The organism is Streptomyces sparsogenes (assembly GCF_001704635.1).
GTDB lineage: Bacteria > Actinomycetota > Actinomycetes > Streptomycetales > Streptomycetaceae > Streptomyces > Streptomyces sparsogenes.
In genome coordinates this window covers 154,568-178,985 of the sequence record NZ_MAXF01000038.1, presented here as the reverse complement: position 1 = coordinate 178,985, position 24,418 = coordinate 154,568, and the positions used below count along the sequence as shown (strand labels likewise).

The window sequence follows — 24,418 nt, the reverse complement described above, 5'->3', positions numbered from 1 at the left end:
GCCGGAGCCGTCACGACACGACAGACCAAGAGGGGGCTCTCCTCCATGCGACGGCGATGGACCACAGGCCGGTGCTGGCTGTGGTGCGAGCGCACCGCGGCCCGGGTGCTCTGGCTGGGGCCGGTGAAGGGGGAGAGCGGGAGTGCTCCCCTGTACGCATGCGAGCCATGTATCCGGCGCCTGGAGGCCATGCTCCGGGCCGCCCTCATACGTGGCACAGTACCGGCGCCCCGGCGAGGGCGTTGGGCCGCGGGCGCCTGCTGGCTGTGGTGTGAGCGCATCGATGTGCCGACGCTGATGCTCGGCACGGTCGAGCGAGGCGGCCAGGAGGCCCCGCTCACCGTCTGCGACGCCTGCATCCAGCGTCTCGAAGACAAGGTGCGCATCGCGCTGGCGTACGTCCCTGCCTGACCCAAGACTCCCGCCCCCGGCCGCGCTGACCTGTCGCCCGGCCGGGGCGCGGGCTCCACACCATCCACCCTTGGAGGTTTGTGTGACCGCACGCCCAATCATCAGCGACGGACGGGCCGCGTCCTGCTACTTCCGCACGACCGTCGACCACCCGTACCGCAAGGCGCTCATCCAAATCTGTGAGCCTTGCAACGAGCGGTGTGGGCACTGCTTCGTCTCGGCGACGAAGCGGGGCGAGTACATGGTGCTGGAGGCCATCCGGGACCAGCTCATCCCGCAGCTCGCGGCGGCCCGCGTCAACCGAGTGACGCTGACCGGCGGGGAGCCGTTCATGCACGCGGACCTCATCCAGATCGTGCGCGAGTTCCGCGCGGTGGACATGGGCGTAGGTGTGTGCACCAACGCGACCATGGTCACCGACCACCAGATCACCCTCCTGGCCCAGCTCGGTGCCCACATGAACGTCAGTCTCGACGGGTTCTCAGCCGAGTCTCACGGGAAGTTCCGGGGCCGCCCCGAGGGATTCAAGGAGACCGTCGAGACCGTGAAACGGTTCGCTGCGGCCGGCATCCTGCAAGGGCTGCTCTGCACGCCCAACAACCTGGCCCAGGACGAGGAATACGCGCAGCTCTGTGCCTTCGCCAAGGATCAGGGGGCGAAGTACGTGCTGATGAACCCCCTTGGGCCGATGGGACGCGGCGCCAACTCACAACGCCGGCTGCGCCGGCCGGACGACCACATGCGGCACATCCGCGACCTGACGATGCCGTTCGAGGGCGACGACCTGGACGTGGTGCACATCCGGTTCCCCAACGACGACAAGCCGCTCGCCGGGTGCGAGGCAAACACGATCATCTACGTGTTCACCAAGGGCGAGGTCGCCGTCTGCCCCTACCTGGTGTTTGCCGCCCGCACGAAGGCGAGCCAGCATCCCGATACGGACTTCATCGTCGGGAACGTCTGGGCCGACAACGACATCGCCGCCCAGCTCGACGCCTACAAGTTCCACGAGCGGTGGACGGTGGGCGACAACCCCACGTGTGGTAGCTGCGCCATGTCGCCGTCGTGCGGGAAGGGCTGCCCGGCCGCGGTGGTGGCGGCCGGCTACCGCGTCGGCGCTGTGGACAGCGAGCTGTGCCCCGTCGTTCCGCCGCAGTCCCGCGTGCTGCCGCTCGTGGGGGTGTCATGACGGGCATGTTCGTCACCATCGACGGGCCGGGCGGCGTGGGGAAGTCGACCGTGACGGCCGCCGTCGTCTCGCAGTTGCGCGCGGCCGGCCTCCCAGTCCACCAGACGCGGGAACCGAGCGACACCACGCTGGGGCAGCTCGCCCGCCATGGCACCGAGGATTACCGGGGGATGACCATGGCGTGCCTGATCGCCGCCGACCGGTACAGCCACCTGGAGCGGGAGATCCGGCCGGCCGTGGCCCGCGGCGATGCCGTCGTGTGTGACCGGTACATCGCCTCATCGCTCGTTCTCCAGGTCCTCGACGGCGTCGGCCGCGACTTCGTCTGGGAGCTCAACCGGCAGGCCGACATGCCGGACCTGGCCGTCATCCTCAACGCCCGGGCCGACGTCATCACCAAGCGGCTCGGCCGCCGTGGAGCGCACAGCCGCTATGAGCGCGAGCCTGGCGGGACTGAGCAGGAATGCGCGCTGTACCTCGAGGCCGCTAGGTTCCTCATGGCCAGTGGCGTGCGGGTGCTGCAACTGGACGCCTCCACCGCCGGCCCGGACGACATCGCCCGCGCGATCGTGGCGGCGATCAGGGAACCGTGGATGAGGGGCCGCTTATGACCACCCTGGACGTGCTGACGTTCAACCTGAACAACCCGGGCCGGGAGCGGGCCGAGCGCCAACTCGAGTACCTGGCCACGCGGCCGGAGCCGGTGCTCGTACTTACCGAGACCGCTGACAGCGTCGGCTGCGACCTGCTGGAGACCAAGTTCCGCGCGGCCGGCTATGAGGTGGTCTTTCCGCGCCCGCCGGTGCGCGGCGAGCGGGGCGCGATGATCGTCAGCCGCCTTGCCGCCCGGTCGGGGCTGCCCGGCCTGTCGTACCTCCCGCACCGCGCGGTATCGGTGACCGTGGATACCGAGGAGGGCCCGGTCGACATCGTCGGTCTGTACGTGCCGTCGCGGGACGCGTCGCCGGCGAAGACCGAGCGCAAGACCCGCTTCCTGGACGCGTGCAGTGCGGAGCTTCCGAGCGGCGCCGTGGGCGCCCGCCTGATCCTCGGCGACTTCAACGTCCTGGAGCCCACCCATATCCCGAGGTACCGGTTTTTCAAGCCGTTCGAATACCGGTTCTACGGCTGGTTCGCTGAGACCGGGTACGTCGACGCGTTCCGCACCCTGCACCCGGACGCGCTCGAATACTCCTGGGTCGGGCGCACCGGGGATGGCTACCGGTACGACCACGCCCACGTATCCGCCCGGCTCGCGACGAGGCTGCGCTGCTGCTCGTACATCCATGAGGTGCGCACCGGGCCCGACCGGCTGACCGACCACTCGGCCCTGTCCCTGTCCCTCGCGCTGCGCCCTGTCGAGCCGCGGCCCGTGACCGTCCCGGCCCGGGCCGCGGAGGCGGCGCCGGCGCTGTTCTGACAGCCGGTGGACGCGGTGGCGCCGCTGCCGGCCCGGCCGACCGTGCGGCTCCTGCCGGTGGTCGGCGGACCTGGAGGTCTGTCACAGCGTCGAGTGGGGCGAGCGGCCGCCGCAGTGGGATGACAGCGAGCGCGGCCGCGCTACGGCTACCGTGCCGAGGCCATAGCCCGGTACCTGGCGTGGCTGCCGGACGCCGCGCTGGCCTCACCCTGACCCCTGTACGAACAACCTGAGGAGAAACCGGATGGACGACACCACCTGGAGCCGCGTGGAGAAGCTGCGCAACTGGCTGGACGAGAACGCCGATCCGGGCACGGCCGAGAACGTGAAGCTGTGGCGCGTTCTCAAGATCGGAGAGGAGTTCGGCGAGGTCGCCGAGGCCATGCACGGAGCGACGGGCGCCAACCCTCGAAAGGGCGCCTCTCACACGTGGGGGGACGTCCACAAGGAACTGTGCGACGTCATCGTGACGAGCATGGTCGCGCTCGCTACCTGCGCGCCGCAGGACGCGGAGAAGCTGCTCGATGCCCGGCTCCAGCACCTCGTGGACCGAGTCATGCCGTCCTGATCACTGGCGCTCGAACTGGGGCGCGCACAAGGTGGTACAGGGTTGCGCAAGGTTGCGTGTAACCCGAATGGGTGGCATAGGCCCAAGGGGTGAATCTGTCCAGACCTCTTGGGTAGGGGCCGGTTAAATGACGACGCGTTTCAGTCGGATTGGGGCGCGTACCGAGACTCACCGCGTCCCTGCGGGGGCGCGGTGAGTGCGGTTCCGGTCCATGCTCCGCAAGCAGACGGAATCGCAGGAAGGCCCGGCATTGTGGTGCCGGGCCTTCCGCCGTTCCTGGGCGTGCTCCCGCCCGTGCTCCCATGGGAGCATCAACGGGGGCTGACGCGGGTTGAGTCGGGATGAGCCGGGCCGAGCCGGGCCCATCCGGCGAGGTCAGCGCATCGCCGCAGGTCAGAAAGGGAGTCGGTAGCGGTTCAAGTCCGGTTCCGGGCACACCCAGACCCGGCCGCCGCACGCTGAGTGCGCGCCCGGTCGCCCAACGTCTACCGCGCGGGGCCCTGGTGGGCCTCGCGCCGCTCACGCGTGCATGGAAATATCCTCCCTGGGCACTAGGGTGCTTTCTTTGCTTACCCATTACTCTGGAGTCAAGGTCGCGCAGGGCGGCCATGGAGGAGTGAGATGAGGAGCAGCAACCCGGTCTTCTCGCGACGGGGGTTCAGCCGCGACGGCGGCTACGCGGGCTTCGGCGCGGCACCGCAGGCCGGGGGCCCCGCCGCAGCACAGGGCAACCCGTACGCCGGTGGTAATCCTTACGCGCAGCCGCAGGCCCCGACCAACCCGTACGCGGTCGGTGACCAGCAGAATCTGACACCCGACCAGCTGCAGCAGATGTACGGCGCGCCGCCGGCGGGCCCGCTGCAGACCGGCCGGATGACGATGGACGACGTCGTCATGCGCACCGGCATGACGCTGGGCACCGTCATCGTCGCCGCGGCGGCCGCCTGGATCCTGGACCTGCCCGTCGCCGTCGGCTTCGGCGCCGCGCTCGTGGCGATGGTGCTCGGCCTGGTCCAGTCGTTCAAGCGCAAGGCCTCGCCCGCGCTGATCATGAGCTACGCCCTCTTCGAGGGCCTCTTCCTCGGCGTCATCAGCCAGGTGTACAACGAGCGCTGGTCCGGCATCCCGATGCAGGCCGTGCTCGGCACGATGGCCGTCTTCGTCGGCGTCCTCGCCGCGTACAAGACCCGGCTCATCCGGGTGAACGCGCGATTCCAGCGCTTTGTGCTCGGCGCCGCCATCGGCTTCCTGCTGCTGATGTCGGTCAACCTGCTGTTCGCCGCCTTCGGCGGCGGTGACGGCCTCGGCTTCCGCAGCGGCGGCCTCGGCATTGTGTTCGGCATCGTGGGCGTGGTGCTCGGCGCCGCGTTCCTGGCACTGGACTTCAAGCAGGTCGAGGACGGCGTCCGGTACGGCGCTCCGCGCGAGGAGTCCTGGCTGGCCGCGTTCGGTCTGACCCTGTCCCTGGTGTGGATCTACCTGGAGCTGCTCCGGCTGATCTCCATCTTCAGGGACTGATCCTCGGGGACGGGGCCCTCGGGCACCGGACCCCCAGGTGATGCGAACTGGTGATACGAAGGGCCCGCGGGGCATGCGCCCCGCGGGCCCTTCGCCTGTTCTGTTGTGGGTGGTGGAGGCTAGGTGAGCTTGCGCGCGGCCCGCCTCAGATCGTGCTCATGAATGATCGCCTTGGCGTGGCCGTACGCGAGCTGATGCTCGCCCCGCAACCAGCTGACCTTCTCCTCGAAGCGGAAGAGAGCGGGCCCTTCGTCTACGGTGCGCAACCAGTCGGCTACTTCACGGCCGGTGCAGTGGGGGATTCGGGAGAGCAGGTTCCGGTGGGTTTCTTCGGAGAAGGATTGGGACATCGGCGCCTCCGACGCGTCCGTTTTGCCGGACCGGTTTTCATGGCCCGGATTTGGTCCTTCAGCTCACCGTGCCTGACTGTTCGGCCGTTGGCAACAGTCCGGGGGTGGCGCATAGGCTCGCGATGTGAATGACACGACCCCTCTGCTGACCGCCGTGGACCGGCTCGCCGACCGTCTGCGCGCCCTTCCGCAGTCCCGCCTGAGCCGGGGCGTGGCGGCCGAAGGACTGGCGCTGGCAAGGGAATTGTCGGTGCGGGCCCAGCGGATCGAGGAGCCCGGGAGCAGCCCGAGGATCATGCCGGACGCGGGGCTGTTCGCGGTCGCGGACCAGCTCGCGGTGGCCGGGCACGATTTGGCGCATGCGCTGGAGCGCGCGCCGGAGGGCGCCGCGCTCTCCGGCGCGGTGGACCTCGTGGAGGCCACGGCCAGGCGCTGCGGTCTCTGAGGGGCGGCCTCTACGGGGCGCGGCCTCTACGGGCTTCGGGCTCGGGCTCGGGCTCGGGCTACAGCGAGGCGATGACGCGGTCGGCGAGGACGTACACCTGTTCGTCCCCGCAGCCGAAGGTCAGCGCGTAGGCGCCGTGGACCCCGGAGCTGCCCAGCAGCAGCACCGGGGCGGGGCCCTCGAGCAGCGCGTCCGCGAGCCGCTCGGCGGTCTCGCGGTGGCCCGGGGTCATGCAGACCGTGGTGCCGTCGGCGAAGACGTACACGTCGAGGGTGCCCAGCGGGCCGGGGCGTACGTCGGCGAGCGGGACGTGGCCGTCGGCCAGCTCGGTGAGCCGGGCCACCGTCCGGTCGTGGTCGGCGACGGTGGGGTGCGGCGAGAAGTCCGGGTGCGAGGGGTGGCGCCGGCGCGCGGCCGCCAGCTCGGCCGACTCCACGGCCGCCCCGGCGGGCGGCTCCGCCTCCGGGTCGAGGTCCAGATCCACCTCCACCTCGGTCGCGGTCTCCGGCTGCCGGTCCGGCTCGCCCGAGGGGTCGAGGTGCTCGGGGGTGAGGCCGTCGGGGCCGAGGGGGTCCAGGTCCAGCAGCGGCTCCACGCCGGACGTCTCGGGCTGCCGCGGCACGTAGGGGATCAGGTCCGGCTGGGGCTCCTCGCCGAGCCCGGCCAGCCTGCCCAGCAGCGGGTGGGCGTCGCCCGCCGTCGCCGTGTCCCGGGCCTCCTGCGCGGCCCAGAACGCCCGCGCCTCGGCCAGCTCGCGCTCCCGCTCCTCGGCGAGCGCGTCGGCCACGGCGGCGCGTATCTCGGCGGCGGGGGCGGCGGCGCGGGGCGCGGGCACCGCGACGGCGTCCGTCCCGTCCGCCTCCGGGCCCGCCCCACCGTCCCGGCCGCCGGCGGGAGCGACCGCCGCCGCGAGCTCGGCGCGCAGCTCGGCGATCTCCCGCCGGACGCCGCGGGCGGTGAGCAGGGCGGAGGCGCCCACGGCCGTGGCGGTGGCCGCGGCCAGGAGGGCGGCAAGAGTCATGGGGCTCACTGACTTAACTCCCGGTTCCTGTTGATCCCCCGAATTCCTACCTCAGCTTGGCCCGCGGTGCCGCCCCGTGTCAGTGCATAACATCACCAAGTGGACGGAAATCGGGCCGGGGAGGGGCGGGCGGGGCCCGGAGCACCGCCGCTGAGCTGGGCATACAACACTCCCCCAGGACCTTGGTCACATCCTGGGGGAGATTCGGTCACGACTTATGCGCGCGGCATGTGCACAGCCCGAGTCCGGGTCCGACTTCAGCTGGGGCTCAGCTCAGCCGCCCGTGTTCATGGTCGCGCCGCCGCGGCTCAGCTCAGCCGCTCCAGCACCATCGCCATGCCCTGGCCGCCGCCGACGCACATGGTCTCCAGGCCGAACTGCTTGTCGTGGAACTGGAGCGAGTTGATCAGCGTGCCGGTGATCCGGGCGCCCGTCATGCCGAAGGGGTGGCCGACGGCGATCGCGCCGCCGTTCACATTGAGCCGGTCGAGGTCGATGCCCAGGTCGCGGTAGGACGGGATGACCTGCGCGGCGAACGCCTCGTTGATCTCGACCAGGTCGATGTCGCCGATCGTCATCCCCGCCCGCGCCAGCGCCTGCTTGGACGCCTCGACCGGCCCGTAGCCCATGATCTCCGGCGAGAGCGCCGAGACGCCGGTGGACACGATCCGCGCCAGCGGCGTCACGCCCAGCTCCCGGGCCTTGGTGTCCGACATGATCACCAGCGCCGCGGCGCCGTCGTTGAGCGGGCAGCAGTTGCCCGCGGTGACCAGCCCGTCGGGGCGGAAGACCGGCTTGAGGCCGCGCACGCCCTCCAGGGTCGTCCCCGCGCGCGGCCCGTCGTCCTTGGCGACCACCGTGCCGTCCGGGGTCGTCACAGGCGTGATCTCGCGCTCCCAGAAGCCCTTCTTGATGGCCTCCTCGGCCAGGTTCTGCGACCGTACGCCGAACTCATCCATCTCCTCGCGGGTGATGCCCTTGAGCCGGGCCAGGTTCTCCGCGGTCTGGCCCATCGCGATGTACGCGTCGGGGATCAGTCCGTCCTCGCGCGGGTCGTGCCAGTCCGTGCCCTCCTGCTCGGCGCGCGCGGCGGTGCGGGCCTCGGCGTCGGCGAAGAGCGGGTTGTGGGTGTCCGGCAGCCCGTCCGAGGTGCCCTTCACCGAGCGGGAGACCATCTCGACGCCCGCCGAGATGAAGACATCCCCCTCGCCCGCCTTGATGGCGTGCAGGGCCATCCGGGAGGTCTGGAGCGAGGAGGAGCAGTAGCGGGTGATGGTGCATCCGGGCAGGTGGTCCATGCCCATCTGCACGGCCACGATCCGGCCCAGGTTGTGCCCCTGCTCGCCGCCCGGCAGGCCGCAGCCGAGCATGAGGTCGTCGATGTCGCGGGGGTCGAGCTCGGGGACCTTGGCGAGCGCCGCCTGGACGATCTCGGCGGTCAGGTCGTCCGGCCGCAGCTCCTTGAGAGAACCCTTGAAGGCCCGGCCGATGGGGGAGCGGGCGGCAGAGACGATCACGGCTTCGGGCATCACGGGCTCCATGGGGGCGCGGAGGGCTGGGACTCTGAGGGAAGTTACCCGTACGTATCGCGGGGGTCACGGCATCCGGGCTGTGATGCAGGACTCTTTTCCAAGCGTATGCTCAGCGCGGCCCGGGCGGCGCCTGTGGCGCCCAGAGCGCCTGAAGCGCCTGGGGTCCGTGGTTGGGGGCCTGGCCCGCGCCCGGGGCCCAGCCCGCGGCCGGTGGCCGCCGGGGCCCAGTTTGCGGCCCAGCCCGCGGCCGGGGGCCTAGCCGGTGGCCGGTGGCGGGCCGGTGGAGGAGGGCGCCTCGGCCTGGTTCGCGGGGGCGGGCGGCCGCTCGCCCGAGGCGCGGCGGTCGCGCCGCAGCAGCCGGGCCCAGGGCCCGCGGGCCGCGGTGACCTCGGTGCCGCCCTCGGCCGCCGCCTCGGCCGCGGCCTTGGCCACCGGCAGGATGCCCACGTCCCGGGCCTCCTCGGGCTCCTGCGGCCACAGCCCCAGCGCCCCGCACAGCGTCGGCAGCACGGCCATCGCGGCCGTGGCGTACCCCTCCGCCGAGGGGTGATAGTTGTCCGGCCCGAACAGCTCCCGCGGATTGGCCGCGAACTCCGGCCCGAGCAGATCGCCCAGCGACACCGTACGGCCGCCCTGCTCGACCACCCCGATGGTCTGCGCGGCGGCCAGCTGGCGGCTGAGGCGGCGGGCGATCCAGCGCAGCGGCTGGTAGACGGGCTCGATGGTGCCGAGGTCCGGGCAGGTGCCCACCACCACCTCGCAGCCGCGCTCGCGCAGCCTGCGCACCGCCTCCGACAGCAGCCGGACGGACTGGGCCGGGGGCATGCGGTGGGTGACGTCATTGGCGCCGATCATGATCACGCAGACGTCGGGGCGGGCCGCCGGGTCCTCCAGCACCAGCGTCACCTGCCGCTCCAGGTCGTCGGACTGGGCGCCGGGCTGGGCCACATTGCGCAGGTCGACGGGGCGCTCGGCGACCGCGGCCAGCCCGGAGGCGAGCAGCGCGCCCGGCGTCTGGCTGGGCCGGTGCACGCCCTGCCCGGCGGCGGTGGAGTCGCCGAGGAAGGCCAGCCGCAGCGGCGGCCGGCCGTCGCTCGCGGAGAAGTCGAACCCGTACCGGCCGTCGGCGCGCGGCGGAGGGTCCTCGGAGCCGCCGACCACCCGCTTCGCGTGTGAGACCTCGGTGAGCAGCAGAACGGCGGCCACGCCGCCCAGCAGCCCGATTCCACCGCCTCCGTACGCCGCCGCGGCGGCGATCCGCCGCGCGACTCTCGCCCTCGACATAGACATGGGTCCAGCCCACCTCCGTCCACACGCCTGTTGCTCCTTTGTACCCTTTTTTGTACGACTTCCTAACCAGTTGTCGTCCAGCTTGTGCGTCCCCTCCGCACGGGGGCAAGAGGCACCGGTCAAGCGGTCACGGTCCGCAATAAGCTGGGCAGCACGGGCCCGCGACGGCGGCCGCCCTGACCGCGGAGATCCCGCTGATTCGGACCTGGAGCAGGTGTGCAGTACTACGATTCGATGATTGAGCTCGTCGGCAACACCCCGCTGGTGAAGCTCAACAGCGTCACCGAGGGCATCCGGGCAACCGTCCTGGCCAAGGTCGAATACTTCAACCCCGGCGGCTCGGTGAAGGACCGCATCGCCGTGCGGATGATCGAGGCCGCCGAGCGCTCCGGCGCGCTCCAGCCGGGCGGCACGATCGTCGAGCCGACCTCCGGCAACACGGGCGTCGGCCTGGCGATGGTCGCCCAGCGCAAGGGCTACAAGTGCATCTTCGTCTGCCCCGACAAGGTCTCCACCGACAAGATCAACGTGCTGCGGGCCTACGGCGCCGAGGTCGTGGTCTGCCCGACGGCCGTGGACCCCGAGCACCCCGACTCGTACTACAACGTCTCGGACCGCCTGGTCCGCGAGACCCCGGGCGCCTGGAAGCCGGACCAGTACAGCAACCCCGACAACCCGCGCTCCCACTACGAGAGCACCGGCCCCGAGCTGTGGGAGCAGACCGAGGGGAAGATCACCCACTTCGTGGCGGGCGTCGGCACCGGCGGCACGATCAGCGGCACCGGCCGCTACCTCAAGGAGGCCAGCGAGGGCCGGGTCCAGGTCGTCGGCGCCGACCCCGAGGGCTCCGTCTACTCCGGCGGCACCGGTCGCCCGTACCTGATCGAGGGCGTCGGCGAGGACTTCTGGCCGACCGCCTACGACCGCACCGTCGCCGACCGGATCGTCGCGGTCTCCGACAAGGACGCCTTCCAGATGACCCGGCGGCTCGCCCGCGAAGAGGGACTGCTGGTCGGCGGCTCCTGCGGCATGGCCGTGGTGGCCGCGCTGCGGGTCGCCCAGGACCTCGGCCCCGACGACGTGGTGGTCGTCCTGCTCCCCGACAGCGGCCGCGGCTACCTCTCCAAAATCTTCAACGACGAGTGGATGGCGGACTACGGCTTCCTGGAGGAGGAGGGCCCGGCGGTGCGCGTCGGCGACGTCCTCCAGGGCAAGGAGGGCGGCCTGCCCTCGCTCGTCCACATGCACCCGGAGGAGACGGTCGGTCAGGCCATCGAGGTGCTGCGGGAGTACGGCGTCTCGCAGATGCCCATCGTCAAGCCCGGCGCCGGGCACCCCGACGTGATGGCCGCCGAGGTCATCGGCTCGGTCGTGGAACGCGAGCTGCTCGACGCGCTGTTCGCGCAGCGCGCCGCGCTGAGCGACCCGCTGGAGAAGCACATGAGCCCGCCCCTGCCGCACGTCGGCTCCGGCGAGCCCGTGGAGGACCTCATGGCGGTACTGGGCGGGGCGGACGCGGCCATCGTCCTCGTGGAGGGCAAGCCCAGCGGCGTGGTGAGCCGGCAGGACCTGCTGGCCTACCTCTCCACACAGGAGCGCAAATGAGCAAGAAGCCAGAGGTGGTAGACCCTCTTGAAGAGTGGGTCTCCAAGGAACTGAGCAAGCTTCTGCCTCAGATCACCGAGACGTCGTGGTCAGAGGTCTGGACTGTGATCAGTGCGCAGGCTTCCAAGCCCACCAGGAGTACCGCTGGTGACCAAGTAGCGAATACGCGTCCCGCGTAGCCGGCACAGCTCTGCGCACAGACCACTGAGGAGCACAACCGCAGACACACGAGAGCCCTCCCCCGGGTGTGCCAGGGGAGGGCTCTCAGGCCGTAGTCTACGCGGCTACGTCAGACGTCCGCCGACTTGGCGTACTCGACGAAGGCTGACCAGGCATCCGCTGTGAACGTCAGAGCCGGGCCTTCAGGCTCCTTGGAGTCGCGGACGGGGACGAGGCCGCGCGAGGCGGCGAGGTTTGCGGCGACCTCTACGCACTGGCCGCCGTTGGCGCTGTACGAGGACGTGAACCACTGCGGAGATTCGGTCGTCACGGGGTGCCCTTTCGCAACTGATTGATCATGGCCACAGACTCTTTCTGAGAGAGCGCTTCAGCCTGTAGCTGATGGTAGGCCGTCAACATAGGCAGCACGAACTTGCTATCCCGTTCGAGATGGCCCCGCTGAGCAGACTTGGCGTACGACATGAGCGAGCGGTCCGCCATCGTCAGCACGGTTATCGGTAGGTTGAACGGCCGACGAGTCCCCATCTCGAACGGGGCGACCTGGACCATGGTGTTTGGCAGCTCGGCGAACTCGACCAGCCGCGCCAACTGCGCGTCCATGACGGCGGGCTCACCGACAGGCCGTCGGATACAGCTTTCGTCCAGCACCACCAAGACTAGTGGCGGATGCGGCCGGACGAGCGCGGATTGCCGCTCAGCGACGAGCGCCACTCGCTCCTGCGCCTGCTCGGTGGTGATCGCTCCCCGCTTGACCTCACTGTCCGCCACGACCGCCGCGTACTCCATCGTCTGCAACAGTCCGGGGATGACACCGACTTCGTACAGCCGGATCTCTACCGCACGTCCCTCGTAGCCTACGAACTCCGGGAACCCCTCCAGCAGGCTGCCGTGGCGGATCTCGCGATACTCGCGCTCGAAGGAGTCTGCTGCCCCCTCGATGCCGAAGGCGCGGTCCACACTACGCGAAAAGCGGAGGGTTGGAGGTTTCCGACCATTTTCGACGGCTGAAATATGCACACTGGAATATTCGGTGCGCTTGGCAAGGTCCTCTTGAGTCCAGCCGCGAGCCTCACGCATGCTGCGTAAACGCGCCCCGTAGGCCGCTTCGGGAGAGGCATCCGGGTTCAAGTCGTTTTTGTTCACAGGTCGTTCGCTGACCTTCCATCCATGGCTGACAGATTGAATGGGGCTCGACTATAGGCCACGCTGAACCTCCCTGGTAGTGGGAGCACTACAGAGAGGAGCGGCCGTGGTTGATCGGCAGGCGGCAGGCGAGACGATCAGAGGGACCCAACAGGCGCGTGGCGATCTGCGCGCCGCATCGGAACCCTCCGGGATCGTGCTCCCGTCGCGGAGCGCCGATCGGGTGCGGCCGAGTCGCCAACCGCCCAGCGCCATTGCTACGGCTCCCCGGGCCGCCGGGGCCGCCGGAGATGCGTGGTGAGCACCAGGCAGACGGCCATGGGCGGGTGGATGGTGTGGCTGACGCGGAGGCAGACGCCGCGCGGTCGGCGCAGGGCAAAGTATCTCGCCGCCCGCAGCGCCCCTGAGACACCTCCGGCCCCTCTCTCGGGCGCCCATCATGATCCGCCCACCATCCCCCTCCGGGTGCCGGCGGACCTGCGCGACAGGGTTTTTTGGCCCGCCGATCCAGCGTTTCCACTCGTGCGTTCGTTTGTCATCCAGCATGAATTCCTGCGGAGGGCTGATCGGTGAGCCAAATGACGATCCGCATCTATCGAAAATACGCAGACGGAAGCCAACTGGATCTGCAGCCGAAGCGCGCCATTCAACGTAAGTCACCAGAGGCCATCGATACGGGGCGATGGCCAACGTGCCGGTGTCCGCGTCACGCGACCGAACGAGAGCAAGCCAACTCAGGAAAGACAAGGTGCACCGTTGATTCCGAATAAGTCGGCCGGTCAGCCTGCCATGCGAATCAACGCCCTCGTACTCGTCCGAGCGTCTGAGGGTCGTGTGCTTATGGTAAAAGGGGAGCGCTCCATCACGTGGAGCCTCCCCGGTAACTTTCTACGCCAGGGAGAAACGATCCCGGACGCAGCCGCTCGCGCGCTGAAGCAACAGACTCGGCTCATCCGCTCGATCACCAGGTTTCTTGTCCTGAATCACTTGCCCGCCCATTCCGGGACGGGGCACGAGGAACTTACGGTCATCTGTGATGGCGGGGAACTGGGAGAGGGTGAGTCGGTCGCAGTTCCGGCCCCCTTTGCCGTACCCGGGATCGCCGACATCGAATGGGTTGGCGAGAACGAGCTTCCGCTGTACGCGGCAGAGGACCCCTACCGATGGGCCATTGAAGAGGCTGTGGCGATGGCTGAGAAAAAAATAAACATGCTACTACCCCGGAAGGATGGCGAGATGGCACACTCGGATATCGACCCCTTGAAACCGCCTCGTAGGCGTATCGGCGCGCTGGTGATAGTGCGCGACTCGCAGGGCCGAGTGTTGCTCGTGCGGCCGACCTACGGCACCGGAGGGTTACAGCTCCCCGGCGGTGGGGTCCACGCGGGCGAATACGTCTCGTGCGGAGCCGCACGGGAGCTGAGGGAGGAAACGGGGCTGGTGCGGAAGCTCCGTACGGTGGTCGCGCTCGACCACATGCCGGAAAACTCCACCGCAGCCGAGGGATACAACGTCGTTCTTGACGGTGGCGTTCTGCCGGACGACGAGGCGCGGGCTGTGGCCGTTCCCGAGGATGCACGCGACGAGCTGTCAGAGTGCGTATGGGTGCACCCCAGTGCCCTGGACGAGGTATGCGAGCCGTACCAGGCGCGTCGGATCCGGGAAGGTCTCGCCGCCATCGCGCAGGGGGCCGGGGTGCCCCTGCTGATACAAGGGGAACACGCGGCCGCGTAGCCCGCTAAGCCCCCGCCCCCTTCTCGGCTGCCCCTCCGTGTGCTTGGTTAAGGTCCATTCCCACACGGAATCCGGCGAGGGGGCGGGCGGGGTCTCAGGTTTTGGGTGTGGCTGACATTGCGGCCATTTTTGACGTTACAAGCGGGACGGTGACCAGACATGCTCGGGCTCTAGGTCTCCCGGACCGCAACGGGGTCCTGGCCTGCCGAGCACGATTCCAGGATCAGTCGTAAGAGAAGTAGCGTCGCTTCTGAACTCCGTTCCGGCAAGCCTGCCCCGCCGGATCGGATGAGGGGCTGCTGGTGGCCCCTCTAATAAGCCCGCCCGTCTGACTCCCTCAATCGCAGACGGGCGGGCCCTAGTGAACCCCCTGCAGCTAAGTCAGGAAGAGCACTGCAATGCGCGCACCTTTCGTTCACTTTCAATGCGTGCAGCAGGAGACTCCGGTTCGAGTCCGGACAGGGGGACAGCCGCCCGACTACTCCGTATCGGGAAGGACAGTTAGACAGGGCGGTTCGCAAGTGCATGACGGACCGGATTCCATCTCACAAAAGGAGTCACATGAATCTGATCGAGGCACTTCCCCTCGGGCGGCCGGCACCGGTTGGTACTGCCCCCGTCGGAATGCGGCCGTACGCGCTTCAGGGCGCGCGGTTCCGCGTCTCTGACCTGACGGCCCCGAGCGTGGAGACGCGTGTCTACGACCCCGTGGCGCAGACTGCCTCCATGGCCGACGGCACACCGCTGGTGTCCATGGCCACGAGCCAGAAGACCAACCCGGACGGGGATATCAAGAACCCTCCGCCGTCCGACGAGGGTAGCGACCCCGGATACATCGAGTGACCGTGCTTGTAGTGGACGGCCCGTTCGAGGCTGGCACCGACCTCATCGTCGGCGAGCTGGCCTCGGCGGGTGTCCCCGTCTTCCGGATGGACACAGCTCAGTTCCCGCTTGAGCTGGAGTTCCGAGCAACCTTCAACAAGGGCCAGTGGAACGGCGTGCTGGCTACCGAGCAGCGCAGCGTGGAACTCTCCGACATCAAGGCCGTGTACTGGAATCGTCCTGGCATGTTCCGCTTCCCCAGCCTTTCGGAGGCTGATGAGCACTACGCTCGCGGAGCAGCCAGGATTGGGTTCGGTGGGGTGTTGGCAAGCCTCGATGCTCCCTTCATGAACCACCCGTCCAGGGCGACCTACGCGGAGTTCAAACCGCAGCAGCTCCGCGTTGCCGGCGCTGTCGGTCTGACGACGCCGCGCACCCTGATCACCAGTGATCCGGGCGCCGTGAGGCGGTTCGCGCAATTCATTCATGGCCCGATCATCACGAAGGCGCTGGGCGTCCCTGTCGTGGCGCACGAGGATGGGTGGGACCAGATGTACACCCGCCGTGTGGATCCGTCGGACCTCAACGGCGTTCAGGTCACTGCTCACCTGTATCAAGAAGAACTCGAAAAGGACTTCGAGGTACGCGTCATGTTCATTGGCGATACCTGCTACAGCGCACGCATCGACGCGGGCAGCGACCAAGCCCGGATCGATTACCGATCCGACTACGACGCCATCGCCGTCACCCCTATGGCCACCCCCTCAGAGGTACAAGAATCCTTGCGGGGGTACGCCTCCGTGTTCGAGCTCAAGTACTTCGCGGCAGACTTCATCGTCACGCCCGCAGGTGAGTGGATGTTCCTGGAGGCCAACCCCTCTGGCCAGTGGGCATGGGCCAATTCCGCAGGTATGCCTCTCGCTACCGCCTTCGCCAAGACTCTGGAGGATTGGTGCAACCGTTGAACTGGAAGAGCAGGGCATCGAGCCTCGCCGCCGAACTACAAGAGTCGGGGGATCTCACGGCACCGCGCCTGATCGAGGCCGTCTCCTCGACCCCTCGTCACCTCTTCGTGCCCCGGTACTTCGTCAACGCGGGCGGAACACCAACCCTGTGGCGGGAGTGCACGGAAACGGATGGTGATGACTGGCTCAGGCCCATCTATTCGAACCTGACGCTGGTCACCGCACTGGACCAGGCCGAACAGGTCACGGGCGGGTGGCACGGCACCCCCACGTCGTCCAGCACGCAACCAAGCCTTACGTGCCGCATGATCGAGGCGCTCGACATCCAGAGCGACGATCACGTATTGGATGGTGGCCTCGGCACCGGCTACCAGGCCGCCCTGATCGCCGCACAGCTTCGCCACGGCAACCAGATGGTCGCGTGTGACCTGAACGGCACTTCCGAGGCCGCCGCACGTCTGAAGCAGCTCGGGCTCAACATCAGTGTGGTGCCGGCCGACGCCACATCGCACAACTTCAACAGGCGGTTCGACAAAGCCATTTTCTCGTTCGGCCTGCCTCGGATCACGGACACAATCCGCTCGGCAATGGCTCCGGGTGGGCGCCTGATCGCCAACGTCTTCGGCCCTCTCAGCGCCGCGTTGGTGCTCCTGGAGGCCGACGACGACGGCAACCTCAGCGGTCCCTTCCTGAAGGACGGGGGGGCGTTCATGCCGGCCCGTCATGAGGGCGAGGCAGCCGTGACGAGCGCGGAGCTGACCCCGGCCTCCCAGGGGTACACCGACATCCCGGTCTCGGTCTTCGACGATTACCACTTCAAGTTCTGGCTGGCCGCCCATTTGCCAGGCGTGGGTCTCCAGTACGGCACGGAGGAGAACCAGAGCACGCGCCGCCTGGTCATGATGGATGGCCGGTGGTGCGAACTCCTCTACAGGGACGACAAGCCGGAGGAGCCCCAGTTCTGCGGCCAGGGGGAGCCGGAGGTATGGGAAACCCTCCGATGGGCGTGGCAGTGGTGGACGGAGCACAACATGCCCCCCTGGGAGCACTTCGGTCTGACCGTGACGGACACCGAGCACCGGCTTTGGTACCAGAGCCCCGATGGCCAGTCTTGGGCCCTGCGGTAACCACGCGATTTTGTGACTGCGAAAGGACGCTCGCCCTTCCGGTAAGTGGTACGCGGGTGTCACGCGCCCGCAGCACGGGCTTAACACAGCTCCGGCACATTAGTGAGTGTCGGAACGGACGACACCGACACCCCGGTACGGCGACACGGACCTCCGGAGCGGCTCCCGGACCTCCACGGTCGCCCGGACGCGGCAACCGCGTCCCCGGCGGGGACCGCCGTCGTCCCGCCCCTGGTGCTCACACCGGGGTGCGGCGGTCCCCTCCCTCCCTTTTGGGCTCGGTTCTCCCCCAGCTACCGCTGGGAGGTGCCCCCGCCGGGCGCTCGGGTCCGGTGTCGACACTCTTCGACGCTGCGCTCGCTCACGCGGCGGAGCCGCATATCGACACGAGCCCTCGCTCGCTTGGTCTCATCGCTTTCACTGCATCGATCAGCGCCTCCGGCGCGGGCGGCGCGCCCTTTGGCTCACTCGCCTTACGGCTTGTCGCGGTGGCGGCGCAGGCGGGAGAAGCCGCCGGAGGCGTGTACCGCGTTGACGCCGAAGATGCCGGCCCAGGTCACCGCCAGGCCGGACAGCCCCGTGTTGACCGCGGCGATCGCGCAGAGGGGGATGGCCAGCACCAGCGAGACCGCGACGAAGGCGAAGCGCTCGCCGAGGCTCATCCCGAGGCCCTGGCCGGGGCGGGCCCTCGGGTCGGGGCGGGTGCCGCGGGCGGCGGCCATCTGCTGCTCGGCGAGTTGCCGGCGCACATGGCGGTCCGCGGTGTCGTGGAACCGCTGCTCGACCTTCTCCATGAAGGAGTCGACCAGCTCCGTCTCGTACTCGGCCCCCAGCTCCTTGCGGGTCTGGAGGGTCGCGTCGAGTTCGCGCTTCAGATCGGCGTCCCGGGCGTCCATGGTGCGACGATACGGTCGCAGGGACGCATTGTCGGTAGGGCTAGCCCCCCGAAGCGAACGGGGGGACAGGTACCCCTCACCCAGGTGCCCGTACCCGGGGCCCGCTGTGGAAGGAGCACGTCCGTGTCCGCACCTCTCCTGACGTCCCTCGCCGAGCCGGACGGCGACCGCCCCGACGCCCTCACCGTGGCCGGCCGCTCCTGCTCCCGTGAGGCGTTGTTCAGCGCCGCGGTCGCGGTCGCGGCGCGTATCGCCGGGGCGCCGGTCGTCGCCGTCCGGGCGACCCCGACGGTGGAGACGGTGACGGCCGTGGTGGGCGCGCTGCTGGCCGGGGTGCCCGTGGTGCCCGTGCCGCCGGACTCCGGGCCCGCCGAGCGCGACCACATACTCCGCGACTCCAAGGCCGCGCTGCTGCTGACGGGCCCGCAGGGCGCGGAGGACGCCGGCGGCCGGGAAGCCTCCGCCGCACCCGCCGCACCCGCCGCCGCCGTCGAGACGGTCCCGGTGGACCTGGCCGAGCGCGCGGCGTGGACCGGGCCCGAGCCGGACCCGAAGGCGACGGCGTTCATCCTCTACACCTCCGGCACCACCGGCGCCCCCAAGGGCGCGCTGATCTCCCGGCGCGCGGTGGCCGCCGACCTGGACGCGCTGGCCGAGGCGTGGGCCTGGACGGCGGAGGACACGCTCGTCCACGGCCTGCCGCTGTTCCATGTGCACGGCCTGGTGCTGGGCGTGCTGGGCGCGCTGCGCACGGGCAGCCGGCTGGTGCACACCGGTCGGCCGGCCCCCGCGGCGTACGCGGCGGCGGGCGGCAGCCTGTACTTCGGCGTGCCGACGGTCTGGCACCGGGTCGCCCAGGACCCCGACGCCGCCCGGGCGCTGTCCGCCGCCCGGCTGCTGGTCTCCGGCAGCGCGCCGCTGCCCGCCCCCGTCTTCCGCGACCTGGAGCTGCTCACCGGCCACCGGCCCGTCGAGCGCTACGGCATGACGGAGACGCTCATCACCCTCAGCACCCGCGCGGACGGCGAACGCCGCCCCGGCTACGTCGGCACCCCGCTGTCCGGCATCCGCACCCGCGTGGCCGCCGAGGAGGGCGCGGAGATCGGCGAACTCCAGCTCACCGGCCCCACCCTCTTCGACGGCTACCTGGGCCGCCCCGAGGCGACCGCCGGCTCGTACACCGAGGACGGCTGGTTCCGCACCGGTGACATCGCCGCGATCGAGCCCGACGGCTTCCACCGCATCGTCGGCCGCGCCTCCACCGACCTGATCAAGTCCGGCGGCTACCGCATCGGCGCGGGCGAGGTCGAGAACGCGCTGCTGGACCACCCGGCGGTCCGCGAGGCGGCGGTCGTCGGCGCGCCGCACGAGGACCTGGGGCAGCAGATCGTGGCGTACGTGGTCGCCGACGGGGTGAGCGAGGCGGAGCTGATCGACTTCGTCGCCGGGCAGCTCTCCGTCCACAAGCGCCCCCGCAAGGTCCGCTTCCTGGACGCGCTGCCGCGCAACGCCATGGGCAAGCCGCAGAAGAAGCTGCTGCCCCCGGCGTGAGGGCGCCCGGGGAGGGTCACTCGGCGGCGATGTGCGCGGTGAGGACGCGGACGGCGTCGCGCGTGCTGTCCGCGGCGAAACGGACCTCGCGGACCTCCTGGGCCGGCCTGCCCGGCTTGGGCGCCACCGGGTACGGCTCGCGCAGCGTGACGCTGAGCGTGGTGGAGTCGCCGATCGGCATCGCCAGCACGCCGTCGTCGATCTGGACGGCCCTGCGGTAGCCGCCGTGCCGGGCCTCGCGCACCGACGCGACGAGTTCCAGCGGGATGGTGATCTGGGTGAAGTGGGCGAAGCGCAGGACCATTTTCCCGTCGCCGACGGTATGGGGGCGGATGGAGAGGGCCGCGATGAACCCGAGCACCCACACCGTGCCGTACCCGGAGAGCACCAGGAGGACGATGCGCGCCACCGGCCAGGGGACCAGGAACTCGACGGCGAGCACCTCGAGCGGCACGAGGGCGACCATCACCCACATGATCGGCTTGATCGCGGAACCGTAGGGCAGGGCCGCGTGCCCGTCCGGCGCGTCGGTCCTGCGGCGGGCCCAGCGCCACAGGGCGCGCAGGAGCCCGAACTCCATCCCCATCGCCTTGGCCACGGGGGCGGGGAGGACCGCGGCCAGGGCGTGGTTCAGCGCCTCCTGGCCGTCGGCTCCCCGGCTCCGCGAGGCCGTGAAGGCCCTTCTGGCCAGGGCGATCTCGGTGATGACGATCCCGGCCAGGAGGAGTTCGAGGAGCAGCCCGACCGCCACCGCCTCGCCCAGGCTGAACACGCCGGTCCACACGAGGCAGACCTGGGCGAGGACGACCGTGGGCGCCGCCCAGCGGGCGGCCGCCGTCAGAAATCCCCGCACTGCCGATCCCTCCTCCGGCCGGGCGCTTCCCGTCGCCGTCACCGCTTCCGCCAGTCCTCTTCGACGACGATCCAGTGCTCGCCCGTCAGCCGCTGTTCGAGGAAGGCGTAGGGCAGCAGGCCGTAGCCCTGGTCACCCCAGCCGGTTCCCCAGCTGTTGCGGACCCGGAAGGCGCCCGGTCCGGCGCCCCGGTCGTACGGGGCGGTCTCCGCCCGGTCGTCATAGCCCGTCAGCAGCACCACATGGGGTCCCACGGACAGCTCCGTCGCCAGCTGTACGGGGATGACACCGCCGTTGACCAGGGACATGGAGATCGACGGGCAGAGCCGGACCTCCACGCTCACCGGGATGCCCATGGCGATCGCGCGGCGCGCCAGGCCGAGCAGGCCGGGCCCGTCCGGGGCGGAGAGCGACCGCGCGAGCGGACGGGTGCGGCGCGCCGTGGTGTGGCAGTGCTCGGGCGGGTCCCGGTCGACCCTGGTCCGGCCGTGCTCGTCGTACGGCCAGAGGGCCTCCTCGCACAGCCCGAACTCCGCCCAGGCGCGGAAGCTGTGTTCCAGTCGCGAGCCCCTGCGGTCGGCGGAGCCCGCGAGTGTGCGGGAGAGGCGGTAGTTGAACAGGACGGAGGGCGTGAACTCCAGCCGCTCGGCCCGGCGGGCGTAGTAGCCGGCGATCGCCGCGGTGACCGCGGCGGTGCACAGCGGGATCTGCCCCTGGTCGATCACGGGCGGCATCCAGCCCGACAGGTCCATGCTGTCCGGGGTGCGTCCGCTCGTCCACCAGGGCGGCGCGACGCCGGACAGCCAGCCGGCGTCGGCGACGGCGGAGTCGGCGAGCGGGCCCGTCATGCCGGGTCCTGGGCCCGGTCCTGGGCCCCGTCCCGGGCCGGGTCGCCGCCGGGCTTGCCGCCGCGCCCCAGGACCGTCTGGTCGATCCGCTTCTGCCGGCGGGCGACGGCGGCGTAGAACTCCCGCAGCGCGGCCTGGTCGAAGTCGGAGGCGGGCCTGGACTCCGGCAGGAAGGCGCCCGGGTCCGCGCCGCGGACCAGCAGGGCGCTGTCCTCCCCGGCGGTGGGGCGGACCCGCGGCGTGACGTAGTCGATCGCGAAGTTGAACCGTCCGGCGTCGGTGTGGTTGGGGCCCGAGCAGTGGGCCATGGCCAGGTGGTGCACGGAGCACTGGCCGGCGTTGAGGATGACATCGACGGTGGCCGCCTCGTCGATGTCGACGGCGATCTCCTCACCGCGCATGATGTCCTCGAGCCCGGAGCCGCTGAACCGGTGCGGCAGGGCGCCGCCGAGGTGCGAGCCGCGGGCGTAGCGCATGGTGCCGTTGGCGACCGTGGTGTCGGTGAGCGCCACCCAGACCCGGGCGGCGTGCTGCTGATAGCCGTCCAGGCCGAGGTAGACGGCGTCCTGGTGCCAGGCGAGCGAGCTGCCGCTGTGCGCGGGCCGGACGAAGAGATTGGTGGACCACACCAGCAGCTCGGGTCCCAGCAGTGCCTCGACGGCGTCGAGGATCGCGGGGTGGTGGACGATCCGGTCGGCCCACGAGGCGACCAGGTGGATCTTCGGGAACGCCGCGTACCGGGCCAGGGCACCGCCCGCCGCGCTCACGGTCCGCAGGTAGGTGTGGCATCCGGCGAGCGCCTGTTCGGCCTCGGCCGGGGTGAGCGCGTTCACGGGGAAGGCGAAGCCGTCGGTGCGGAACCGCTCCGCCAGGTCGGGGGCGAGCGTGGTCATCGGGCGGCCACCTCCACGGTCGGCTCGGTCTCCTGTCCCCGCGCGTCCTGACGCATGGCGGCCAGCAGGGCGATGGCGTCCTCCCGCTTGGCGTCGGGGGCCTCGGGGGAACGCAGAAAGTCGGCGAGGCGCTGCCGCGCGGGCTCGGCCATGGTGCCCTTCAGCCGGTGCAGGGCGGCGGCGCTGGTGCGCTGCGGGAAGTACAGGGACTTGGCGGTCGTGAGGAACAGTTCCGCGTCCTCCTCGCCCACCACCCCCCGGCGCAGCGCCGCCTCGGTCGCGACCCGGATGTTGACCATGGGTTCGCACACCGGGCGGAGCGACTCGCTGTCGAAGGTGATGGCGACCTCGTCGTCGTCCTCGATCGCGCCGGAGGCGTATCTGTCGTAGACGGTGCCGACCCCGGTCATGCCGTAGACGTCGAGTTCGGCGGCGCGCAGGGCGCCCATGCTGGACGACCCCCAGACGCGGACGCCGCGGTCCATGGCGCGCAGGATCTCCTTGGGGGAGATCGAGAAGCTCTGGAGGAACTTGCCGTCGATGATGCCGATGCGGCGCGGCGGCTGGTCCTGTGCCATGAGGGTGTCGATGTCGCCCCGCTCGATGGGGGGCAGGAACTCGGCCCCGGGCAGCTGGGCCGCCGCCTCCTCGGGCGGCAGGCTGGGGCCGACGAATATGACCGTGCGCATGATGTCTTCTCCCGTCACTGGGCGGCGGCGGGGCTCCGCGGCGCCCGCTGAGCGGAGTGGATGGCTGCCAGGGCGCTGTTCCAGGCCTGGGCGGCCCGTGGCCCGAGCTTGTTGCGGTCGACGGTCCAGGACTCGATGCCGGGCACGATGACGCGTACGACCGTGGCGGGTACGCCGGGCGCGGACAGGTCGACGGCGATGGCCCGGTCGAGTCCGCGGGCCCGCAGCCGCTGGAGCAGCAGCCGGACGTCGTCCATGACGTCGGTGCTGGGGTGCGACGGGACGTCGCCGAAGCGCACCGGGCGGGCCGACGGCTTGATGGCCCACGAGTCGGGGTTCGCGCGGTTGCTGCGCCGCACGTGGTAGAGGGCCTTCTCGACGGGCTGTCCGGCGGCGGTGATGTCCTCGCGCATGGCCTGGATGTCCACGACGCGGGATTGGGCCACCTCGCTGATCGCCCGCACGACCGCGACCTCGGCGTCCGGGTGGGTGCCGATGCCGTGGTGGGAACGGGAGAACGACTCGGCGACGAACTCCGAGACCACGGCCTGGAAGCTGGGGATGCCGGTCGCCGAGGTGATGTTCTTGACCTCGATGGCGATGCCCGCGTCGAGGAACTTCTCCATGAAGAACTGGGCCCGGGGCGGGAGCGTCGCCGGGTCGAGGCTGGGGTGGCGCTCCTGCGCCCAGGCCCGGATGGCGGCCCCGACGGGGCCGGCCCCGTCCTCGGCGGCGAGCTTGCCGAGCCGGTTGGAGATCAGGTCGGCCATGGTCCAGTCGTCGCGCTCGACCAGCTCGCACAGGGCGTGGCAGATGGCCTCCTCCAGCGAGTTGCCGGAGGCGATCCCGTTGGTCGTGGAGACCGGGTAGCAGGGCACCTCGTGGTAGCTCATGTAGTAGCCGGCCAGGAACTGCGGCACCAGGACGCCGCACTCGTTCATGAGGTCGTAGCCCTCGACCCAGGAGATGGGCGTGTCGATGCGGTAGGCGTGGTGCAGCTCGAAGTTGCACGACCTGGGGTCGAGCACGCGGCGCCCGGACTTCTCCAGCTCCGGGTACGAGGCGATCGCGGCCGGCCGCATGGGCAGGGCGGCGGCGAAGCGCTCGGCGGCCTCCATGACGGCCGACGTCTTGGCGTCGATCTTCGTGGCGCCCTTGCCGTTGTAGACGGAGATGATGTCGAACGACCGTGGGGAGATGGCGTTGTAGACGGGGATGCCGACCCGGTCGAGGCCGGTGATGTCGGCGACCCTGGTCACCCCGATCCGCTTGAGGTGCGGCACCATGCGGGCGTACGTGGTCTCGGCGGTGATCTCGCGGTGCGGGCCGTTTCCGGTGATCTTGGGGACGCTGGAACGCAGTTTCAAC

25 protein-coding genes, 1 tRNA gene and 1 pseudogene are annotated in these 24,418 nt (G+C 70.1%); 15 read left to right on the top strand and 12 right to left on the bottom strand.

Translation table 11 applies throughout. The annotated features are described in order from the left end of the window. Positions 1–285 precede the first annotated feature (285 nt). The 7 genes and pseudogenes from BBH68_RS43985 (at position 286) to BBH68_RS08790 (ending at position 5,106) form a co-directional block, all read left to right on the top strand. Positions 286–411, top strand: a complete 126-nt coding sequence (locus tag BBH68_RS43985) for a hypothetical protein (RefSeq protein ID WP_281182472.1) — start codon at positions 286–288, stop codon at positions 409–411. An 82-nt stretch (positions 412–493) separates the two neighbouring features. After that, positions 494–1,600, top strand: coding sequence for a radical SAM/SPASM domain-containing protein (locus tag BBH68_RS39040; RefSeq protein WP_076972191.1), 1,107 nt, complete (start codon positions 494–496; stop codon positions 1,598–1,600). Then, complete coding sequence (gene tmk / locus BBH68_RS08805; RefSeq protein WP_065960416.1) at positions 1,597–2,211, top strand: dTMP kinase; 615 nt, start codon at positions 1,597–1,599, stop codon at positions 2,209–2,211. Before BBH68_RS39040 ends, tmk begins: the two co-directional genes overlap by 4 nt. Next, positions 2,208–3,020, top strand: coding sequence for an endonuclease/exonuclease/phosphatase (locus BBH68_RS08800; RefSeq protein WP_245737965.1), 813 nt, complete (start codon positions 2,208–2,210; stop codon positions 3,018–3,020). Before tmk ends, BBH68_RS08800 begins: the two co-directional genes overlap by 4 nt. A gap of 34 nt (positions 3,021–3,054) precedes the next feature. Beyond that, positions 3,055–3,186 (top strand): annotated as a pseudogene (locus BBH68_RS44455) (hypothetical protein); the annotation flags it as partial. Between the two features lie 78 nt (positions 3,187–3,264). Continuing rightward, positions 3,265–3,588, top strand: coding sequence for a MazG-like family protein (locus BBH68_RS08795; RefSeq protein ID WP_065960414.1), 324 nt, complete (start codon positions 3,265–3,267; stop codon positions 3,586–3,588). A gap of 621 nt (positions 3,589–4,209) precedes the next feature. Continuing rightward, a complete protein-coding gene (locus BBH68_RS08790) occupies positions 4,210–5,106 on the top strand; it encodes a Bax inhibitor-1/YccA family protein (RefSeq protein WP_065960413.1) in 897 nt (298 codons plus the stop codon). Positions 5,107–5,225: 119 nt separating this feature from the next. On the opposite strand, the gene BBH68_RS08785 is transcribed toward BBH68_RS08790, so the two are convergent. After that, entirely contained in the window at positions 5,226–5,456 is a 231-nt protein-coding gene (locus BBH68_RS08785; RefSeq protein WP_065960412.1) for a DUF4287 domain-containing protein, read from the bottom strand. Between the two features lie 124 nt (positions 5,457–5,580). Between BBH68_RS08785 and BBH68_RS08780 the strand changes: the two genes are divergently transcribed. After that, on the top strand, positions 5,581–5,901 hold the full coding sequence (locus BBH68_RS08780) for a hypothetical protein (protein WP_076972190.1): 321 nt from the start codon (positions 5,581–5,583) through the stop codon (positions 5,899–5,901). A gap of 58 nt (positions 5,902–5,959) precedes the next feature. Here the strand turns inward: BBH68_RS08780 and BBH68_RS08775 are convergent, their stop codons facing one another. The 3 genes from BBH68_RS08775 to BBH68_RS08765 all read right to left on the bottom strand — a co-directional run bounded on the left by BBH68_RS08775 (position 5,960) and on the right by BBH68_RS08765 (position 9,744). Then, the gene (locus BBH68_RS08775; RefSeq protein WP_425428791.1) at positions 5,960–6,922 is read right to left on the bottom strand and encodes a hypothetical protein; all 963 of its coding nucleotides are present in this window, start codon (positions 6,920–6,922) and stop codon (positions 5,960–5,962) included. 308 nt (positions 6,923–7,230) lie between these two features. Beyond that, complete coding sequence (locus tag BBH68_RS08770; RefSeq protein ID WP_065960406.1) at positions 7,231–8,451, bottom strand: acetyl-CoA C-acetyltransferase; 1,221 nt, start codon at positions 8,449–8,451, stop codon at positions 7,231–7,233. Between the two features lie 258 nt (positions 8,452–8,709). Further along, positions 8,710–9,744, bottom strand: coding sequence for an SGNH/GDSL hydrolase family protein (locus BBH68_RS08765; protein ID WP_079150878.1), 1,035 nt, complete (start codon positions 9,742–9,744; stop codon positions 8,710–8,712). Positions 9,745–9,960: 216 nt separating this feature from the next. Between BBH68_RS08765 and BBH68_RS08760 the strand changes: the two genes are divergently transcribed. Next, positions 9,961–11,349 (top strand): cystathionine beta-synthase, encoded by a 1,389-nt coding sequence (locus tag BBH68_RS08760; protein WP_065960402.1) that lies wholly within the window; start codon positions 9,961–9,963, stop codon positions 11,347–11,349. 289 nt (positions 11,350–11,638) lie between these two features. Here BBH68_RS08760 and BBH68_RS08755 read toward each other — a convergent pair whose 3' ends face one another. Both BBH68_RS08755 and BBH68_RS08750 read right to left on the bottom strand, forming a co-directional pair. Then, positions 11,639–11,839, bottom strand: a complete 201-nt coding sequence (locus tag BBH68_RS08755) for a DUF397 domain-containing protein (RefSeq protein ID WP_065960401.1) — start codon at positions 11,837–11,839, stop codon at positions 11,639–11,641. Next, positions 11,836–12,672, bottom strand: a complete 837-nt coding sequence (locus BBH68_RS08750; RefSeq protein WP_065960399.1) for a helix-turn-helix domain-containing protein — start codon at positions 12,670–12,672, stop codon at positions 11,836–11,838. Before BBH68_RS08750 ends, BBH68_RS08755 begins: the two co-directional genes overlap by 4 nt. A gap of 789 nt (positions 12,673–13,461) precedes the next feature. On the opposite strand from BBH68_RS08750, the gene BBH68_RS08745 reads away from it, so the two are divergent. From BBH68_RS08745 to BBH68_RS08730, 5 genes are all read left to right on the top strand, one after another. Continuing rightward, positions 13,462–14,406, top strand: coding sequence for an NUDIX domain-containing protein (locus BBH68_RS08745; protein ID WP_079150877.1), 945 nt, complete (start codon positions 13,462–13,464; stop codon positions 14,404–14,406). Positions 14,407–14,772: 366 nt separating this feature from the next. Further along, positions 14,773–14,873, top strand: a tRNA-OTHER gene (locus tag BBH68_RS41860). 94 nt (positions 14,874–14,967) lie between these two features. Beyond that, positions 14,968–15,249, top strand: a complete 282-nt coding sequence (tgmA, locus tag BBH68_RS08740) for a putative ATP-grasp-modified RiPP (protein ID WP_065960395.1) — start codon at positions 14,968–14,970, stop codon at positions 15,247–15,249. 11 nt (positions 15,250–15,260) lie between these two features. Then, positions 15,261–16,193 carry an MvdC/MvdD family ATP grasp protein gene (locus BBH68_RS08735; RefSeq protein WP_245737964.1) on the top strand — a complete coding sequence of 311 codons (933 nt, stop codon included), beginning with the start codon at positions 15,261–15,263 and terminating at the stop codon, positions 16,191–16,193. Beyond that, positions 16,190–17,320, top strand: coding sequence for a methyltransferase domain-containing protein (locus BBH68_RS08730; protein ID WP_065960600.1), 1,131 nt, complete (start codon positions 16,190–16,192; stop codon positions 17,318–17,320). The genes BBH68_RS08735 and BBH68_RS08730 overlap by 4 nt, the downstream gene beginning before the upstream one ends. Before the next feature lie 473 nt (positions 17,321–17,793). Here BBH68_RS08730 and BBH68_RS08725 read toward each other — a convergent pair whose 3' ends face one another. Next, the gene (locus tag BBH68_RS08725; protein ID WP_065960391.1) at positions 17,794–18,216 is read right to left on the bottom strand and encodes a hypothetical protein; all 423 of its coding nucleotides are present in this window, start codon (positions 18,214–18,216) and stop codon (positions 17,794–17,796) included. 123 nt (positions 18,217–18,339) lie between these two features. On the opposite strand from BBH68_RS08725, the gene BBH68_RS08720 reads away from it, so the two are divergent. Beyond that, positions 18,340–19,767: an AMP-binding protein gene (locus BBH68_RS08720; protein WP_065960386.1), complete on the top strand. Its 1,428-nt coding sequence runs from the start codon at positions 18,340–18,342 to the stop codon at positions 19,765–19,767. Between the two features lie 16 nt (positions 19,768–19,783). Here BBH68_RS08720 and BBH68_RS08715 read toward each other — a convergent pair whose 3' ends face one another. From BBH68_RS08715 to BBH68_RS08695, 5 genes are read right to left on the bottom strand one after another with little or no spacing between them, the layout of a single operon-like run. Further along, positions 19,784–20,620, bottom strand: a complete 837-nt coding sequence (locus BBH68_RS08715) for a hypothetical protein (protein ID WP_245737963.1) — start codon at positions 20,618–20,620, stop codon at positions 19,784–19,786. 38 nt (positions 20,621–20,658) lie between these two features. Then, positions 20,659–21,468 (bottom strand): C1 family peptidase, encoded by an 810-nt coding sequence (locus BBH68_RS08710; RefSeq protein WP_065960382.1) that lies wholly within the window; start codon positions 21,466–21,468, stop codon positions 20,659–20,661. Next, positions 21,465–22,361, bottom strand: coding sequence for a phytanoyl-CoA dioxygenase family protein (locus BBH68_RS08705; RefSeq protein WP_065960381.1), 897 nt, complete (start codon positions 22,359–22,361; stop codon positions 21,465–21,467). The genes BBH68_RS08710 and BBH68_RS08705 overlap by 4 nt, the downstream gene beginning before the upstream one ends. After that, positions 22,358–23,050, bottom strand: a complete 693-nt coding sequence (locus tag BBH68_RS08700; protein WP_065960379.1) for a TfuA-like protein — start codon at positions 23,048–23,050, stop codon at positions 22,358–22,360. Before BBH68_RS08700 ends, BBH68_RS08705 begins: the two co-directional genes overlap by 4 nt. Positions 23,051–23,064: 14 nt before the next feature. After that, positions 23,065–24,417: a YcaO-like family protein gene (locus tag BBH68_RS08695; RefSeq protein WP_065960374.1), complete on the bottom strand. Its 1,353-nt coding sequence runs from the start codon at positions 24,415–24,417 to the stop codon at positions 23,065–23,067. Position 24,418: the final 1 nt, after the last annotated feature.